Origin of the sequence: Rhizobium freirei PRF 81 (genome assembly GCF_000359745.1) — a bacterium.
In the GTDB taxonomy this organism is placed as follows: domain Bacteria; phylum Pseudomonadota; class Alphaproteobacteria; order Rhizobiales; family Rhizobiaceae; genus Rhizobium; species Rhizobium freirei.
Genome location: NZ_AQHN01000069.1, coordinates 1 through 17,388 on the forward strand (window position 1 = coordinate 1; position 17,388 = coordinate 17,388).

Annotated in this window: 14 protein-coding genes and 2 pseudogenes; 8 read left to right on the top strand and 8 right to left on the bottom strand. The window is 55.5% G+C overall.

Going from position 1 to position 17,388, the window contains the following annotated elements; all coding sequences use genetic code 11:
- Positions 1-51: 51 nt before the first annotated feature.
- From RHSP_RS18205 to RHSP_RS18215, 3 genes are all read right to left on the bottom strand, one after another.
- Complete coding sequence (locus tag RHSP_RS18205; RefSeq protein ID WP_004120539.1) at positions 52-546, bottom strand: hypothetical protein; 495 nt, start codon at positions 544-546, stop codon at positions 52-54.
- A 658-nt stretch (positions 547-1,204) separates the two neighbouring features.
- The gene (locus RHSP_RS18210) at positions 1,205-1,909 is read right to left on the bottom strand and encodes a hypothetical protein (RefSeq protein WP_037152798.1); all 705 of its coding nucleotides are present in this window, start codon (positions 1,907-1,909) and stop codon (positions 1,205-1,207) included.
- A 5-nt stretch (positions 1,910-1,914) separates the two neighbouring features.
- Positions 1,915-3,336: a hemagglutinin protein gene (locus RHSP_RS18215; RefSeq protein ID WP_004120545.1), complete on the bottom strand. Its 1,422-nt coding sequence runs from the start codon at positions 3,334-3,336 to the stop codon at positions 1,915-1,917.
- Positions 3,337-3,542: 206 nt separating this feature from the next.
- Between RHSP_RS18215 and RHSP_RS33130 the strand changes: the two genes are divergently transcribed.
- Complete coding sequence (locus RHSP_RS33130) at positions 3,543-4,532, top strand: AraC family transcriptional regulator (protein ID WP_051074104.1); 990 nt, start codon at positions 3,543-3,545, stop codon at positions 4,530-4,532.
- A gap of 219 nt (positions 4,533-4,751) precedes the next feature.
- Here RHSP_RS33130 and RHSP_RS18225 read toward each other — a convergent pair whose 3' ends face one another.
- Both RHSP_RS18225 and RHSP_RS18230 read right to left on the bottom strand, forming a co-directional pair.
- On the bottom strand, positions 4,752-6,209 hold the full coding sequence (locus tag RHSP_RS18225) for a hypothetical protein (RefSeq protein WP_037152801.1): 1,458 nt from the start codon (positions 6,207-6,209) through the stop codon (positions 4,752-4,754).
- 73 nt (positions 6,210-6,282) lie between these two features.
- The gene (locus tag RHSP_RS18230) at positions 6,283-6,828 is read right to left on the bottom strand and encodes a hypothetical protein (RefSeq protein WP_004120553.1); all 546 of its coding nucleotides are present in this window, start codon (positions 6,826-6,828) and stop codon (positions 6,283-6,285) included.
- Between the two features lie 338 nt (positions 6,829-7,166).
- On the opposite strand from RHSP_RS18230, the gene RHSP_RS18235 reads away from it, so the two are divergent.
- From RHSP_RS18235 to RHSP_RS33835, 4 genes and pseudogenes are all read left to right on the top strand, one after another.
- Positions 7,167-8,063 (top strand): hypothetical protein, encoded by an 897-nt coding sequence (locus RHSP_RS18235; RefSeq protein WP_004120555.1) that lies wholly within the window; start codon positions 7,167-7,169, stop codon positions 8,061-8,063.
- Positions 8,064-8,119: 56 nt separating this feature from the next.
- A complete protein-coding gene (locus RHSP_RS34740) occupies positions 8,120-8,818 on the top strand; it encodes a hypothetical protein (protein ID WP_157385378.1) in 699 nt (232 codons plus the stop codon).
- Positions 8,819-8,911: 93 nt separating this feature from the next.
- The gene (locus RHSP_RS18245) at positions 8,912-10,042 is read left to right on the top strand and encodes an alpha/beta hydrolase (RefSeq protein ID WP_004120557.1); all 1,131 of its coding nucleotides are present in this window, start codon (positions 8,912-8,914) and stop codon (positions 10,040-10,042) included.
- A gap of 478 nt (positions 10,043-10,520) precedes the next feature.
- Positions 10,521-10,702 (top strand): annotated as a pseudogene (locus RHSP_RS33835) (ATP-binding protein); the annotation flags it as partial.
- A gap of 218 nt (positions 10,703-10,920) precedes the next feature.
- On the opposite strand, the gene RHSP_RS18255 reads toward RHSP_RS33835, so the two are convergent.
- From RHSP_RS18255 to RHSP_RS18265, 3 genes and pseudogenes are all read right to left on the bottom strand, one after another.
- The gene (locus RHSP_RS18255) at positions 10,921-11,841 is read right to left on the bottom strand and encodes a dihydrodipicolinate synthase family protein (RefSeq protein WP_037152811.1); all 921 of its coding nucleotides are present in this window, start codon (positions 11,839-11,841) and stop codon (positions 10,921-10,923) included.
- Positions 11,842-11,872: 31 nt separating this feature from the next.
- Positions 11,873-12,163 (bottom strand): annotated as a pseudogene (locus tag RHSP_RS18260) (hypothetical protein); the annotation flags it as partial.
- Positions 12,160-12,873, bottom strand: a complete 714-nt coding sequence (locus tag RHSP_RS18265) for a FadR/GntR family transcriptional regulator (protein ID WP_004120566.1) — start codon at positions 12,871-12,873, stop codon at positions 12,160-12,162. The pseudogene RHSP_RS18260 and the gene RHSP_RS18265, both read right to left, overlap by 4 nt.
- Positions 12,874-13,240: 367 nt before the next feature.
- On the opposite strand from RHSP_RS18265, the gene RHSP_RS18270 reads away from it, so the two are divergent.
- The 3 genes from RHSP_RS18270 (at position 13,241) to RHSP_RS18280 (ending at position 17,385) form a co-directional block, all read left to right on the top strand.
- A complete protein-coding gene (locus RHSP_RS18270; RefSeq protein ID WP_004120569.1) occupies positions 13,241-15,181 on the top strand; it encodes an ABC transporter substrate-binding protein in 1,941 nt (646 codons plus the stop codon).
- An 86-nt stretch (positions 15,182-15,267) separates the two neighbouring features.
- Positions 15,268-16,254, top strand: a complete 987-nt coding sequence (locus tag RHSP_RS18275; protein ID WP_037152815.1) for an ABC transporter permease — start codon at positions 15,268-15,270, stop codon at positions 16,252-16,254.
- A gap of 9 nt (positions 16,255-16,263) precedes the next feature.
- The gene (locus RHSP_RS18280; RefSeq protein WP_004120575.1) at positions 16,264-17,385 is read left to right on the top strand and encodes an ABC transporter permease; all 1,122 of its coding nucleotides are present in this window, start codon (positions 16,264-16,266) and stop codon (positions 17,383-17,385) included.
- Positions 17,386-17,388: the final 3 nt, after the last annotated feature.

The window sequence follows — 17,388 nt, forward strand, 5'->3', positions numbered from 1 at the left end:
TTCAACAACCCGCGGGCAGCGGTGATAAGTTCACCGCTGCCACAGATTAAGTCACTCAACCGGCTTGATCGAGGCGACGATTGCCTTGACCTCAGCATCGTGCTTGTCTTCTGCCCCCTTGTCTCCCCAGTACGTCACCACGAGAGCGTTGTCAGCGCTCACCTGTACGATGAGCAAGCCGACGCTAATTGGACCGTTTTCATCCTTACCATCCCACTCCAGGGTGGCCATCTGCATACCGTTGACGTCGGTAGCGGGCGTCTCCTTTTGAGTAGAGGGGTCGATCGTCACTTTGTTTTTTGCGAGAAAATCGATCGCACCGGTAACAACTTTCTCCATGGATTTGGCGCTGGCGACCTCGGCTGAAAGATAGACTGCAGAATCGGCCGAGGTCCCCTGGACGCCGCCGTCGGTTTCCTCCGGCTTCCAGCTATCTGGAATGGTGATACTTGCGACGGGCTTGTCACCAGGAAATGTCAGGGTTGCAGCGTGCGCCGCAAGAGGAGACATTAATGCAAGCAAGGCCAATGCGATGATTTTCTTCATGGTAGAATCCTTAAAGCTTAAAGCCGATATACCGGATGGCCATGAGACGTCTAAATACAACATATTAAGATCGTGACCCACTTGGCGAACGAAGGAACACGTTTAGAGAGAACAAACCCAACCGAGACATGCTGTTGTTACTGGCATGCTCAGTCTGACATCAATCTCTAGTCGCAGGCCGTATCGTCATACTCGATAGTTGCGCAAAGATAGTTAGGTCGCGGATATTAAAATCCACATTAAATTGACTGCAATTCCCATTTCGCGATCGCCTAGAGTTGGTGGGAATTAGGAAAGGATTTCATAAGCCCGTCCCCGCCCGACCGGGTCAATGCCGAGCGGAAGCGACCAGCACAACCTCGACCTCAGCCAGCGGCGTGCGGACGCAATCAAGGAAATCCTTGCGGCACCTTCGCGGCTGCACTTGATCGTCTCTTCGCGGTCGGGATCGACGAGGCTTCCCGATTGTGGGCTTGAAATCAATGTCGTCGGGGGTGTCCACCCCATCATTAAAGGGGCACAGATATCGGCGCGTGACTCGTTCAGCTCTCAAATTGCGGCTTACATCTTAAGGGTGCGATTTACACATATATACAATCATAGCAGCGTAGATGCCTTGGACTGTTATTACTCACATCGCGCATGTTCGCCCTTCCTTTTATCGGCCAAGCATTGCACTAACCCCAATAACCACGCAGCCATTCCCCGCACTTGGTAAGAGCATGAAGCGCTGGCCGTTGGGGTCTTCGATCAAAGGCAGGCCATTCAGATTAGCAATTGCTCTGCCTTTGCCAAGAAGGTTGGCCTGCAATGCGCCGCAGCTACGCGCCGAGGGTAGAACCTGCATGCCGATACCGTCGCATTTCCCGCTTTTGGACGGCACCACGGCAACCACCGAACCGGCGCGGGGCCCTGCTTGCTGCACATAGCGCAGACCGGCGATTGAGCCAAACAGCCGCTCATCAGGACTGTCCGGAGATGGTGCCCAGAATGAGAATGCCTCGTGCGGCGCATCAATGGAATAGGGCAAGAGCCGTGCGAGCGTGTCGGTACAGGTTTTTACGCCCGCTTGTTTGGCGTGAAGCAGAGCCATGAATTCGGGCGCCTGGGCAGCTTCTCCAGCCGGAAGTGCTGGGACGAGCGTTACATCTTTCTTCGGCCCAGAGGACTTTTCCGGCTTTTTCTGTTTCGCCGACGCTCTATCCGGCTGGGGTGCCGGAACGCTCTGGGTTTGGGCGACGGCAAAGCCGGAACCGAAGAGAGGCGATAGGGACGTGGAGAGGACTGTTGAAAAAATCAGGCACCACAGACGCGCGGTGGCGCCAAGGTCAGGCTTTGCCTGGATGGGGCGGAAGAACACCATTACTCTTACCAAGCCATAGTCAGGCCGACACGTCCCCCAGCCGTGCCGTGGGAAAGTCCCAAGCCGAATCCGCCATTGGCGACAATTGTGTCTGAAAGCCGGATTTGACCGCTGACGGCAAAAGCCGCTGCTCCCTGGAAGGCGCCGAAATTGGTAGAAATGGCATAGGTCTTGTCCGACGGCAGTGCGCCGCCGCCCATGGCAATCGCCATCGCGGAGCCCTCAAAGGCTTTGTCAATTTGTGTCTGGAGACCATGGATCTGCCCTTGGAGGCCATTGACCTGCGTCTGAATGCCGTCAACCTGATTTTTAAGAGCACCATTGCTAGTTGAGGCAATGGCGGCATTCAACTGATCGAGGTTGACAGCATCCGTTCCTGCGGTACCTGCCGCGACGTTGGTAATCTGGCGTTCGCTACCCGCGGAGCCGACGGAAACCGTGTTGGCGCGATCCGCCACTGAACCGGCGCCAAGAGCTACAGAATTGTCCGCGCTGGCCGAAGAACTTGCGCCAAGTGCCATGGAGAAGGAGCTTGAGGCCGAGGCCGAATTTCCCACAGCAACCGCGCTATCTGCAGAGGTCGAGGCGTAGTAACCGACCGCGGTGGACGATATGCCCGACGCGCTTGCTCCCGCACCCACGGCCAAAGCATTGGTCGCGCTCGCGGCGGCGTGTGAACCTAAGGCAGTGGAAGAAGATGCAATAGCTTCCGAACTGTCACCTACCGCCAGTGCATAGTTGGCGGCGGCACTCGAACTGCTTCCAAAGGCGGAAGCATACATGCCGGAGGCAACGCTGTTTGAACCATAAGTCGAAGAGCCGAAGCCGGAAGCGGTTGCTCTGTCGCCAAAAGCCGCAGCACCTGTTGCTGACGCAGTTGTATGCTCACCGAAAGCCAGAGATTGATCGCCAGATGCGGCAGATGCATAGCCCATGGACATAGAATATGTTCCGCCGGCCGTGCTGAACGTGCCGATGGCGATTGCTGCTGTTGCTGTATCCGTCACCGAGGCCTTGTCTCCCACTGCCACTGACGCATCGGACAGCGCGCTGGCGGCGGTTCCCACGGCTGTCGATCCTGTGCCTCCCCCTGTGGCTGCAGAACCAAGAGCAGTGCTCTCACGTTGGCTGGCAGACGAAGCGCTACCAATAGACGTGGAAAATGAACCAGTAGCCTGAGCGTTGCTACCAACGGCGACGGAATTGCCTCCGGTTGAAGTACTTGTAGTTCCGACAGCGATTTCCGATGCCGAGGTGTTTTCCGCGCTTGCAGCTGGTGTCGTGGCTGGCGCGGTGACGGTCTGGGCTACCGCGCTAGAGAAAAACAGCGGCAAAGTCACAGCAGGCGCGAGCATTGCGCTCAATCGTCCCGCCTTTAGAAACTGGGTGAGTTCTTTCGTTTTTATGCGAACGTTCTGTGCTGTCATTTTTCGCCCTTGAGCAGCGTTTCGAAATCCAAGATTCCTTCCATTCCGTTTCTATCTAGATCGAAGGATGCGCGATCTCTTGTCCGGAAAGGAGGAAAAAGTAGTCCAAAATGGATGTCCGCAATTGTTCCTGGCGGCATTGTTTCTTGCGAAATCAAAATTATGCTCGGAACTTGATTGGGTGTTACCGCCGTTGGGGTGTGCATATGAGTGAAGAGCGAGTTCGTACTTCCGCCATTCGATTTTCAACGGAGGATTTCCCGGAAAAACATCGGCTGGAGGCGTGGCGCGAGCTTATCGGGCGTGTTGCCATGGGTGCCGATCTGTTGCCTTTAAAAGAAAAGAGCCCGATCGTCATTATGGAGCGGCGAATGATCGGCGATATTGGGTTGGTAAAAGCGGAGCAACCTGCATATCGCTCGATCCGCTCTAAGTCGTCGCTCGCCAACAGCCCCGATAACCTGCTTTTGTTCTGTGCGGAAGGTCTTGTAAGGGTTGAACAATCGGGGCGGGAAGTCACGCTTGAAGCGGGCAGTGCGACTTTGATTGACACCACCGTCGAAGGCAAAGTGATTATTCCTGAAACGCACAGAGGAGGAGGCTTGGTCCTCAAAAGGTCGGCGCTAGAGCCGATGTTGAGATCAAATCATCTGGATAATCCAAATCTTATTCCGAAACATGATGAGATTTTGAATTATATCAAGAAATACATCACTTTTCTTTGGGAGCTGCAGCCAGAATCGGCCGCTTTTCAGGCGTCCATCACGAGCCATATTCATGAGCTTGTGGCGCTTATGCTTGGCGCTCACAACGACGTTGCGGAGTATTCTGCTGCGACTGGTGGATTGGCGGCCATGCGGCTCACGCAGATTGCCGATTATGTGAAGGCCAATTTGCATCGGCGAGAGCTTTCTCTCAGCGAGATAGCGGCGCAGCAAAGAGTTAGCGCCCGCTATCTACGCTCTCTACTGGAGAGCAAAGAAATGACTTTTTCAAAATTGGTACGGGACATGCGCCTAGAGAAGGCTCGCCACATGCTGACTCAGCCGCAATACCTGTTCGTCAAGATCTCTACCATTGCCTACGATTGCGGTTTCGGCGAACTATCCAATTTCAATCATGCTTTCAGGGCACGTTTCGGCCAAACGCCTCGTGAAATTAGAGAAATGGCCAAAAAATCAGCGCGAGACACTTAACTTCCGACCGATGCCTCTCCTGCAAAAATTCCGGTTGGTTGGCGAGGTTGTTCAGTTCGCAACGCGTTGACCCAGATTTGTATTTGCGGCTGATCCATTCAATGGCTGAGAATCCGTTGACGAATTTGCGATGTCAGCATCCGGGAAGGGTCACGACGAAATGCAAAGTTGGATGAAATCTCGACACAAATGAACAGCTCTCGAACCAAAGTGGCTGCATTATATTATCTCCTGACCGATTTTTAAGATCTTTACTTCAACTTGCTGGGTGTTGAAGCCGGAATTGATAATGTTCCCTTCGTGGACAGCCATGCTCGTCTCGGAGATCATTGATATGGTTACGAGTTTTCCATCGTTCGAGCCCCCCACAATAAGCAACTTATCACCGGGACGGACGTCAAGTTGGGCGTGTGACATATTAATGATGTCGGGCTTACAGAAGATGCTGTCGTCAGCGTAAACGACCGGCAATCCCTCAGTAGCTCGGATTGAAAATCTCCCATACCGAGAACCGATGCGTTGGCCAACTTGAATGTATATCTGCCGTAGGCGGTGCACATAAGGATCTTCCAATCGCATCTGAATACTTGCTCTTATCGCTTTCTCATCGAATTCAGACGGAGGTCGTGTTCCTTTTGGGAAAAGAACCGAGCCAACTGCTTTGAGCAATTCAGAATTGTGGCTGCGTGGATCAAGAGCAAGCCGTTCCAGGTCAAAAATAGTGCGAACACCGAATTTCCAGAGTTCCGCCAGCGCCACGGGACCAACTGAAGCGCAGAGCTGAGCCTGAGCGACCCAATCCATGATCTGATAAACACCATAAGGTGTCTCGACAAACAACATTAATGGATTTGCCGCAGCCAAATTCTGAGTGGAAATAATGTGGAAGTCTGAAAGACGATCCCGGATCTTCGTGTCAATTCCATCAATTAGTTCCAAGGGAATGGCTTTGAAGTAGCGGTAGATCTGCTCATTATCTTGCTTGAAATTCCAGAGCCGGCTTCGACTCAGAATTGCACGTTGAGCTGCTTGAGGCAAGAATCCCGCGGCGAATGCGATTAGTATGGAGACTTCGTCCCTCACTGCACCAATCACAGGTAGTTTGTTATTAAAAAACGCATCGCTCGCGCGAACGATTATTAGTGCAAGCGCTATCCCAGCTAACATGTCGAGCGTTGAGGCAATAAAAAGCGATGGGCTAAGATCGAAATTGTGAATAGCCTGTGCGAGCGATCGCATGGCGGCCAAATAGGCACCCAAGAATGCCGCGCAAGCTACATCACGGAAGAGTACGGTGACAGGGATGCTTGATATCGCGAGGACTTTCGGCAACGAAAGTGCCAGTAGTTTAAGGCAGATCCATGCTCCCAATCCACTAACAACGCCGAACGGGATTATGGCGACTAGCCAAGCCCAATTGGCAAAGTCTTTAGGCCTACGGACCACGCCGCTTCCGTAATTTTCGGGCAAAAAATACTTAAATTTCACGAATTCAAATGACGGTATCAGCCTATCACCGGCAGGCAGGCCGGGGGGGCTAAAAACCGTTGCCAAGTCCTGGATGATTTCTTGCCTATGGCTTTTTACGGTCTGCCGGATGACAACCAAGGATATCGGCAGCACGACGCCAACGAAGGCTGCTATCATTAGATGCCATGTGTCAGAGTCGAGCATCATTTTCGCCTCCAATTACTAGCAGGCAATTTGGGAAGATGCGGCAACATCGAATTCTCTCCAACGTAGACAGGTATTAGAGCGGCTCTCCGTCAATAACGACAAATGCATTCGAAACTGGCTGCCCGTTGTGATGGGGAAACTGACTTCCGCAGAACGTTTTCAGATCATTGATGGCCGCGATGACTCGATCGCGACTGTCGATGAAGGGGATATCGACGTCTGCGCTGCGAAGCTGTCCAGTCAGATTGATGCAGCCGACGCTCGCAAGGAACCCGTGCCCTGGATGCACTAGGATTTCGGTTCTGTTTCCGGCATGGAGCACCTCGAATCCGGGTTTGGGTGTCTGATCAGGATCGGCGCTGACGAGATAGCCGATCGTGACGTAGTGCAAGCCGTCGTGAGTGCCAATTGGATAGATTCCCGCTTCGATCCGCCTTCCGTTCCCTTGCACCTTATTGTCGCCCGGCCCCTTCGTCTCGACAGCGGTGCCGGAGAGTTCAGCAACCGCAGCGCCGTCATGGAAGACTTGATAGGACCCGATAGTGCGTTTTCGACCGCGCCTATCCTGAGCGCTTGTACGTTGGATAAATAGTTCCCAACCGCGACCTGTGATTGGCATCCGCGTTCTCCGCCAAATGATGAATTTAGGCACGGTGACGGCACGCCAAACCGCAACCAAAGCGAGCTTGGCTGAGCGATCAATTCGTCGAACTAAACAATAAATTTCCGATGCAGAATATATATTGCAATTTTAACGACGGTATGCAATTCATTTTTTATCGCATATAGTTCAACCGTATGCACAATTAAGTACATTACGCATATCCGGCATGCGTGCTGGAGGTTGTATTTCGCGAACCATCCTCGAAGTTTGCAGTTTCGAATAAATCTTGCTCTGGTGCTAATTCGTTGGCTTAGGCCCGCAAGAGTAATTTTGCGTGATATCTGGAGGGCTAAATGTGCAGAAGGCTTTGGTCGCCACTCATGCTTGCCTTAGCGATCGCCTTGTGGGGATCATCAGTTTTCGCCGAGGGTCAATCACATCAAGCTCAGATTTTGGTCGCGCCAGGCTTGGACGCCAAGATAGTTCAGCTTCAAATAGATCAGTTAGGTATCCGACGATTGGAATCGGCCGACAGTGATGTCGGTACTTTCTTGTCTCGGTTTCATGCAGGGGATCACGTCTTAATTGTCGTTGACGACGAGAAAGATCCAAAGACGATTGTGTCCGCCAGCGTCCCCCGCATCGAAATCCCGACGTCGAATGTCGTGATCGCAATCGTTGCCAGCGGCATCGTGCTTGCAGCGGTAGGATTTCTGTTCGTTCGAGCAAATCTTCTCGAATTGATCAGGGGAGAAGATGGTCGCTATAGCAAGTCGAAACTGCAAATGGCTTCATGGTTTCTGGCCGTTTTCTCCATTTATCTGGCGGCGACAGGATTGCGTGTCCTCTATTTTGGGGTCGCATTCATCGGCGGAATTAACGTACCGCAAAATCTTGTCCTATTGACTGGCTTGAGCGCGTTCACTTTCGGAGCGGCCAAAGCGGTGAGGACCCAAAAGGATGGCCAGGTTGAACGCGAAAATAATCCCCTCACGCGCGTACCCGCGAAAATAACCGACCTCGTTCAGAGCGACAATGGGCAATTTGATCTCGGTGACTCCCAGATGCTGCTTATCACCTTAATTGCGATCGTCGTCTTCATTGGAACGGCGATTGCATTTCTGCAAACCTTAGCGATGCAAGCGAGCATTACGCTGCCGGATGTCGATACAACAATACTATCGGCAGTTGGTTTGGGACAGGGAGCATACTTGTTTAAGAAGGCGGCATCAGCACCCGGAGAGGGATAGGCTTAGCCCGTCAAGCACTCTTACATATTCATCTGGATCTTTCAAAGGGAACGATGATGCAAAGGCCACAGGACCTCCCTCCCTCAAACCACTACGCATCGACCGACCAAGCATTGCTGACAAAGGAATACCTCTGGCTATGGTCGCAGTTGTTTGCTAATGGACCCAAATATCCAGAGGCGAAACGAGCAGCGGATGTCGCAGTACAAAATAAGGCGAGATACCAGACTGTTTCGGAACAAACCGATGTACCTTGGTTTGTTATAGCTGCCATCCACTATCGCGAAGCCTCACAGTCCTGGAGGGGATGCCTCCACAATGGAGACCCCTGGAACAAAACGACGATACATGTGCCAGCAGGGCTGGGGCCATGGAATTCCTGGGAGGATGCCGCGGTAGATGCAATGAGATACGAACACTACGCCAATCTTCACGATTGGGGATGCGGAGACGTTTTTCGACGGTTGGAGTTATACAACGGACCAGGATATCGAATTGGCAAAGTGAAGGATTTCATTTGCCATAAGCAGGGTAATCGAACTGGAACGTTTGATGGAACTTACTACGGGTCCATGCAGGATACTACGCCGCGCAATGCCAGTCCGTACATTTACAACGGGACACCCTTTTATCAGAAAGGTGTCTCCATTGAGGATCATTCGTTCTATCCGGACGCGGTCGACGACAACGTCGGCGTCATGTTCTTCTTGAAGGTTCTGGAAGCGGAATCAAAAGAAATCCTGTTTCCTCAATAGGACAGCCCAGCCATTGACAGGTTTCGCGGCGGGCGTTGCCGACCAATTTTGATCCGCACAAACAAAAGCAGGAACTAGAGAGGGAAGCGCATCATGATCCAAACCGTCTATTTCGCGACCAATCGTCAACCGTTGCTGGACCCATCAGACCCCAAGCAAGAGCGTATCATTGGTTTCGGTTCCGAGCTCGGGCCGACCAGCGGCATCGATGTCCGCTATGGGAGTGCGAAGGTTGACGTAGACCTTTCAAAGAAGACAAATGTCTTGGTCCCGGGTTCCTTGGTCGTTGCTAACCAGCAGCTTTTATTCACCGAAGGCCAGTCGCCGATATTAGGCAGTGACACGATCTTCGACGCTATACGAGCGTCGATGAAATCAGATAGCAAGCCGACAATCGCTTTCATCCACGGATTCAGCAACAGCTTTGTCGACTCTATCGAGCGCGGAGGCTGGTTGGGCGTCTTTTACGGCATCGACGTGAACATGTTCGTCTTCTCGTGGCCCTCAATCGTATCGCTATTGCCGACACCTACGCCGTTTGGGGACTACGCTCATGATCGTAAGACGGCCGCCGCCTCCGGCCTCGCTATCGCTCGAACCTTACGTCGGCTCAGTGATTTCGCTGACAAATTGGAACAGGAAGAGCGCTGCGATCAGAGTATTCATCTCATCTGTCACAGCATGGGGAACTACGTATTCAGAAACGGGCTGCAGGCGCTGTTAACGCTGCCCGAGCCCACGTCTCCGGCTCTCTCCGCAATTAATACCATGACATCTCTCGATGGTTCGTCACCGGCGCTACGCCGCTATTTCGACAAGGTAATCCTTGCGGCTGCGGATGAAGACGCTGACGCATTTGATGATCCCACCAAGCTCAAGTTCCTGCCCAGGATGTGTAAGTCCGCCACTGTCTACTATTCCGAGAAGGATTGGATATTGGGGACGCTGAGCAATGGCACAAAGTTCAACGGACCGCGCCTGGGATCCGGCGGTCCTGACAATATGAGTACCACCAGTGATAAGATCTCAGCGATTGATGTCAGCGATATACTGGATGTATCCGAGCCCGAAAATCATCAATATTACCGGGTCTTTCCGCAAATTCGCGACGACATAAAGGCTGTTCTCATCGGCACTCCGCCCGACAAGATCGCAAACCGTCAGGCGATTTCGCAGGCTCGATGGAAGATCACGAAAAGGCGCGGGAAAACCACCACCGCCTAGAGGCTGTCGAGTTTCACAACATCCTGACCCATATTTGTTCTTGAAGGGATTTGAACCGTCCGCCCGGTTGTCACAAAAGTTATTTGTCTGAAATTCTTCAGTAATGGACATTTCTTTGCCCGCATGGGATGACCGATTTGGAGCCGTGAGCGGACCGTTCGCTGGTGCGTGACAGGGCGAGTAAGCTGCAATTCGGCCGCAGATCAGGCGCCAGCAGCGCTCAACCCCAATGCGGCGGGTCTGATCTCGATCCAGTTTCAGCCATTCGCTGCCGATTGCACCCGTTTCAAAACCCGCCCTTTCTCCGGACTAGGTTACGCGCGACCCAAAATCCTGGACGGCAGGGAACTTGCGACGGATGTGGGCCATGCAGGCGACGCGCGCCTGCGATCGACGAGTTCTCGCTTGCGACCCTCCCGTTTCGGGGCGTCGCTATGCCTCGATCGCACCTTTCTTAGGAATTCTGAGTCGACCTCCGGCCTCAGCCATCAGCGTCCACGCCGTCAAGCATCACCAAAAGCGCGTCCGGTTCTTCTCGACAGTCGAGCTGGTCAACGCTCTGGAGCAGGAGAAGTCCCAAGGCCGCCCAGGTGAAATCGCCAACGTCTGGCGCATTCCGATCTCGTCATCCTGGACGAACTTGGCTATGTTGCAGTGAGTACGGGTATTTTCGAGGAACTGCCACAAACAAGCCATCCTGTTCGCGGCACTTTCCGAATGTGAATAGCGCAATGTTGATCAAGGTGCGAGCCGGACACCGCTTACTTTCTGCGATGGTATGATCGCGGACTTGCTGATTAACCACAAGCGGTGAGTTAAAGTGCCAAACGACATATGTTCGCTTCTGTTCATAACTAGAGAGGCCGATCGGAAACCAATTAGTCGGCTTGAATGTCGCCCTCGGCCTCCCAGCCCCGAAGCAGCCGATGCAGCACGTCGCGATCCGTCACGTCGAGCCGCGGCAACCCCGGCACGCGCACTGGGCCGACATCGAGGCCGGAATAGGTGACTGCCTCCTTGACGACGGTCACGTTCGCGCCGTTGCGGAATTTGGTGCGCATCCGCTCGAAGGGTTCGAGCTTGTTGACGATCGCTCTGGCTGCGGCGAAGTCGCCTTTCTGAAGCGCTTCATGGACGGCCAGCGAAAGCTTCGGCGCGACATTGACGAGACCAGAAGTGAAGCCGTGCGCGCCAGCTGCGGTGAATGTCGGCGCCCAGCTCTCCGCCAAGCCGCAGACGAACAGCGCCCCATTCGGATCGGCAGCGGGAATGGCCCTCGACAGCAGCAACAGATCAGTCGTGGCAAACTTGATGCCGGCAATATTGCCGTGATTGGCGAGGCGCACGATTTCGGCGACTGTAAAACCCTCGGCCCTGACATAGGCGACGAGCGGCAGGCCGCATGCATCGGCGAGATTGCAGAAATAGTCGATCTGCGCCGATGGCGCCGCGAACGGATCGACGGGCTGATGCGACATGACGGCCGATGCGCCGATCGCGGCCGCATCCCTGGCCATGCCGACTGCCTCGCGCAGCGACCGGCCGATCGCCGCAGTCACCGGCGCCCGGCCGTCGACCCCGGAAACAGCGGCCTCGTGGACGATCCGGATCTCCTTCGGCGTCAGCGCATAGAATTCCCCGGTATTGCCGGCCGCGACGATGTTATGAATGCCGGCCACGGCCACCCGCTCATAGACCTTCGCGGTAGTCCGCGCCTCGACGTCGCCGCCGGCGTCATAAGCCGTAACGGGGACGCCCGACACGCCCCTAAGCGCCTTGCGCATGATCGCGATGTTCATTTTGGTCCCCCGTTCGCTTTCCATCAGGATGATTGAATGTCCCGAGGACATTAGCCTGCAAAATAGTGTTCATATCGACGCCACTGGCAATGCCGGCAAGATGCACGACGCCGTCGATACCGCGCAAAACGGCCGTTGCCTCGTCGAGCCTGGAGAGGTCGGCGCGGACGAAGCTTTCATTTTCGGCCAGTTCCTCAGGCTCATGAATGTCGATGAGGCTGAGATGCTCGACATGCTGGCGAAGGAGTGGACGCACCAGCGTTCCAACGCGTCCGGCGCCACGGCAACTCGTCTCATCATCCGTCCTTCCATTATCGCTCAGACGCCCTGGAACATGCGCGCGCGCGCATTCAGTATGTGTCTCTTCATCGCGTCGTGCGCTTCGGTTTCCCGCCGGGCGAAGATCGCGTCAACGATCACCGCATGCTCATCCTGGACGCTGCGGATCTGCTCCGGCGTCCGTTTCAGGCTCAGGCTTCTTGTTACTGAATGGCCGATGGCGAAATGCGGTTTGAACCATTCGCGTACGGTGATGTGAAACTGATTGCTCGTCGCCATCGCAATCGCGTCGTGCAGGGCCTGATCTTCCTCGGCGCCGAGTTCGCCGTTCCTCAGGCAGTGCTCGATGGCAAGAAGCGCCTCGGTGATCCGCTCCATGTCGGACGGCTGCCAGTTTCGCGCAGCAAGCTCCGCAGCTTCGGCCTCAAGACCGGCACGGAATTCGAAGAACCGCTGAACATCGGCGAGCGAGCCTACCGGTACCATTTTCAGCATCGACGAATCCGGCCGTTGCCGGACATAGGAACCGGAGCCCTTGCGCGAAACAACGAGGCCATCGGCCCTTAGGCGTTCGAGCGCTTCACGCACGACGGGTCTCGATGCTCCGAAATCGGCGGCGAGCTTGGTTTCCGAAGGCAGCCGTTCGTTGACAGGAAAATGGCCGTCCGCGATCATTCCCACGATCCTCTCGTAGATGATATCGCTGAAGCGGATTGCGCTCCGGTTCGAAACGGCATCGACTGCAACCGTCATTATCGCTCTTTTCTCCCCCGACAAGTGGCGAATCCACCCCATCGGCTCTTCGCCCGACGGGCAGAAGCCGGGCACGCCTTCTAGACCATGCGCGGGCATCGCTTTGCGGCGTTATGGACCGCGATGCAAACCGTTTATCGCATCTGACAGCTTGGACTTCATCTGCCAGTAACGGTAGAAACTCCCATTATTGGTCGTCAAACCCGATATTCCATTCTTATTGAATCTGTAATTATCTGTCAACTCTTGTAATCATTTGCGAACGTGTCTATGGTTTCGTCCAGCGCCGAGGAGGGCGCAAAATGGCGGTCGGGAGCCCGCCGCATCCACCGGGAAACGCCTGTACCGGCATAAAGGGGAGGAATCGATGCCCAATGACATTCTGTCTCGCCGTATTACCCGCCGCGCCGTTCTCGGCGGCATGGCTGGTGCTGCAGCATTGTCCGTCGCCAGTCGCGCCTTCGCGGCTGGCGGCGAAGCACCTGCCCTGGCTGCGCTCGTCAAGGATGGCAAGCTGCCGCCGCTCGCCGACCGGCTGCCAAAGAAGCCGATGGTCGTTACCCCTTACGAAAAAGTCGGCACTTATGGCGGCACCCTACGACGCGGCCTGCGAGGCTCGTCCGACCATAACGGCATTCTGCGCATGGTGGGCAATCAAAGCCTGGTGCGCTGGAACCTTGAGTTCACTCAGGTCCTGCCGAACCTCGCCGAGCGCTGGGACGTCAATGCCGACGCCTCGCAATTCACCTTCTATCTCATTCAAGGCGCACGCTGGTCCGACGGCCAGCCGTTCACGGCCGACGATGTGGTCTTCGCCATCGAGGACTGCGTCAAGAATACCGATCTTTATAGCGCGACGCCGGCGCAGCTGTCCGTTGCCGGTAAGGCAGTCGATGTCGCGAAGATCGACGACTATACGGTGAAATTCACCTTTGCCGCACCGAACGCACTTTATCTGGAAAATCTCGCAACGCCGCTCGGCCAGCATCCGACGCTGTTTCCGAAGCACTATTGCAGCCAGTTCCTGCCGAAATACAATCCGAACGTCGCTGAGGATGCGAAGAAGGCCGGCGTCAGCAGTTGGCCCGAACTCTTCCGCGCCCGCTGCGGCGACATCGAGATTCCCTCGCGCTGGGGCAATCCGGACAAGCCGACGCTCGATCCCTGGGTCGTCAAGGAACCCTATACTGGTGGCGCAACCCGCGTCGTCATGACCCGCAACCCATACTTCTGGCAGGTCGATACATCAGGCAACCAGCTTCCCTATGTCGACGAGATCAATTTCGGCATCTCGCAGGACGTGGAATCGCTGATGCTGAACGTCATTTCCGGCAAGATCGATATTCAGGAACGCCACATCAGCGTGCTCGCCAACAAGCCTACACTCTCTCAGAATATCAAGAAGGGCGACTATCGTCTTTTGACGCTCATTCCTTCCAGCTCGCAGCAATGCCAGATCTACTTCAACATCACCCACAAAGATCCCGCGATGCGCAAGATGTTTGCCGACAAGTCGGTGAGACAAGCACTCTCGCTCGGCATCAACCGGCAGGAAATCATCGACATCGTCTATTTCGGCCAGAGCGAAGGCTATCAGGCGGGACCTCGACCGGAGCATCCCTGGTACAATGAAAAATATGCCCGCCAATTTACGAACTACGATCCGGACAAGGCCGGCGCGATGCTCGATCAAGCCGGTTACGGCAAGAAGGATCCAAGCGGCTTTCGCCTGAGGCCGGATGGCCAGAAGATGTTCTTCACCGTCGACGTCATACCAACCCTCTATCCCGATCTGGTCGATGCCCTCGAACTGGTGAAGGCGCATTGGGCCCAGATCGGCGTAGACATGAAGGTCAACACGATCGAACGTGCTCTTTATTACACCCGTGGCGACGACAACGCCCATGATGCCCAGGTCTGGCCGGGCCCAGGTGGCCTCGACCCGATGCTTGATCCGCGCGATTTCTTCGCCTTCCATCCGCAGGGCTCACGCTACGCCATCCCGTGGTCCGTTTGGTACACCTCGAACGGCAAACAGGGCGAAGAGCCGCCGGAAAGCCAGAAGAAGCGCATGAAGCTCTTCGACGAGGCGCGCTCGACGGCCGATCTCGACAAGCGTGGCGCCGTCATGAAGCAGATCTTCGACATCGCAGCTGAGGAATTTGAAACCGTCGGGCTTTGCCTTGCCGTCGGCGGCTTTGGCATCATCCGCAACAATCTGCGCAATGTCCCGGAAAAGCAGCCGGATAGCTGGTCGTGGCCCAATCCGGGACCGGCCATGCCGCAGCAATTCTTCTTTACCAGCTGATCGGATTGATCAAGCGCCGCCTTCCATGGGCGGCGCTTTCCTGCATGCGGAGCTGCCCGGGGCAGCGCTCAACGCGAGACATAGCCATGCTAGTCTTCATCGGTAAACGCCTTTTGTGGATGATCCCGTCCCTTTTCGCCATCAGCTTCCTCGCCTTCGTGCTGATCCAGCTGCCGCCCGGTGATTATGTGACGACCTATATCGCCACGCTCGCCTCCTCGAACGAGGTGGTCGACCAGAACACGGCGACGCAGCTGCGCGAGCGCTTCGGCCTCGATCAGCCGATGCTCATCCAGTATTTGAAATGGATGTGGGGCATTCTTTCGCGCGGCGATTTCGGCATTTCGTTCGAATGGCAACAGCCGGTCTCCGGTCTCATCTGGGAGCGCATGGCGCTGACGCTGATACTGGCGCTCGCAGCCCTGATCGCCACCTGGGCAATCGCGCTGCCGATCGGCGTCTATTCCGCCGTCAAGAAATATTCGATCGGCGATTATTTCTTTACCGCCTTCACCTTTTTAGGCCTTGCCATTCCCTCCTTTCTGCTGGCGCTCGTGCTGATGTATGTCGCCGCCGTGGAATTCGGCCAGGATGTCGGCGGCCTGTTTTCCTCCGAATTCGAGACAGCACCCTGGAGCATCGCCAAGATGCTGGATCTCCTCTCGCATCTGTGGCTGCCGGTCGTCATCCTTGCCGTTTCGTCGACCGCAAGCCTCATCCGCGTGATGCGCGCCAATATGCTCGACGAGCTGCCGAAACCCTACGTGACGACGGCCCGCGCTAAGGGTCTCTCCGAGTTTCGGCTGCTGGTCAAATATCCGCTGCGCATCGCGCTCAATCCGTTCATTTCGACCATTGCCTGGCTGCTGCCCAATCTCATTTCCGGATCCGTCGTCGTTGCGATCGTTCTCAACTTGCCGACGGCAGCGCCACTGCTGCTGCAGGCCCTGATGGCGCAGGACATGTATCTTGCCGGCGCCTTCGTGCTGCTGATCTGCGCGCTGACGCTGATCGGGTCACTCATCAGTGACATTCTGCTTGCCCTCGTCGATCCCCGCATCCGGTTGGAATAGGAGCAGCCCATGGTCGATATCGCCGTCACAAACCTGCGCCCTGACCGCAACGCCGTCGCCTCGCAATGGCAGTTGATCTGGTGGGCATTCCGCCGCCACAAGCTCGCGATGGTCGCTCTCGTCGTTACCGTGATGATGTATATCGTCGCGATCGCACCCGGATTCTTTGCCATCAACGACCCCAATCAGCAAAATGCGCGTGCGACCTTCCATCCGCCGCAGAGGGTGCATTTCTTCGATACGAACAACGGCTTTTCCTTCGGTCTGCATTACTATCCGCTGAAGCTCACTCGTGATCCGGAAACGCTTGCGGCGATCTTCAAGGAAGATACGACGAAACGCGTCTCAATCAGCCTGTTCGGTCGCGGTTACGAATATTCCGTGCTCGGCCTCTTCACGAGCAACATTCACCTGCTGGCCTCCACGGACAAGACGACGCCACTTTTGCTGTTCGGTGCAGACCGGCTCGGCCGCGACGTCTTCAGCCGTACCGTCCAGGGCGCGCAGATTTCGCTATCAATCGGCCTCGTCGGCGTGTTCTTTTCGCTTCTGCTCGGCATCGTTCTTGGAGGGATTTCAGGCTATTACGGCGGAAAGCTCGACTTCTTCATCCAGCGCCTGATCGACTTCGTGTTGTCGCTGCCGACCATTCCGATCTGGCTTGCCATGGCGGCGGCCCTGCCGCAAGGCTGGCCGGCGGCACTGCAATATATGATGATCACGATCATCCTGTCGCTGACCGGCTGGGCGCAGCTTGCCCGTGTGGTACGCGGCCGCTTCCTCTCGCTGCGAACTGAAGAGTTTGTCGCTGCGGCCAGGCTCGATGGCGTCAGTGAGGGGCGCATCATCTTTCGTCATATGCTGCCGAGCTTCGCCAGCCACATCATCGCCTCAATCACGCTCGCCGTACCGGCGATGATCCTGGCCGAGACATCTCTTTCCTTCCTGGGGCTCGGCCTGCAGCCGCCGACCATTTCCTGGGGTGTGCTGCTGCGCGAGGCGCAGAATATCCGCTCGATCGCAACCGCACCATGGCTCTTTCTGCCGGGTGTCGCTGTCGTCATCGCGGTCATGGCCCTGAACCTTCTCGGCGATGGCCTGCGTGATGCGGCCGATCCCTACAACAAATGAGGC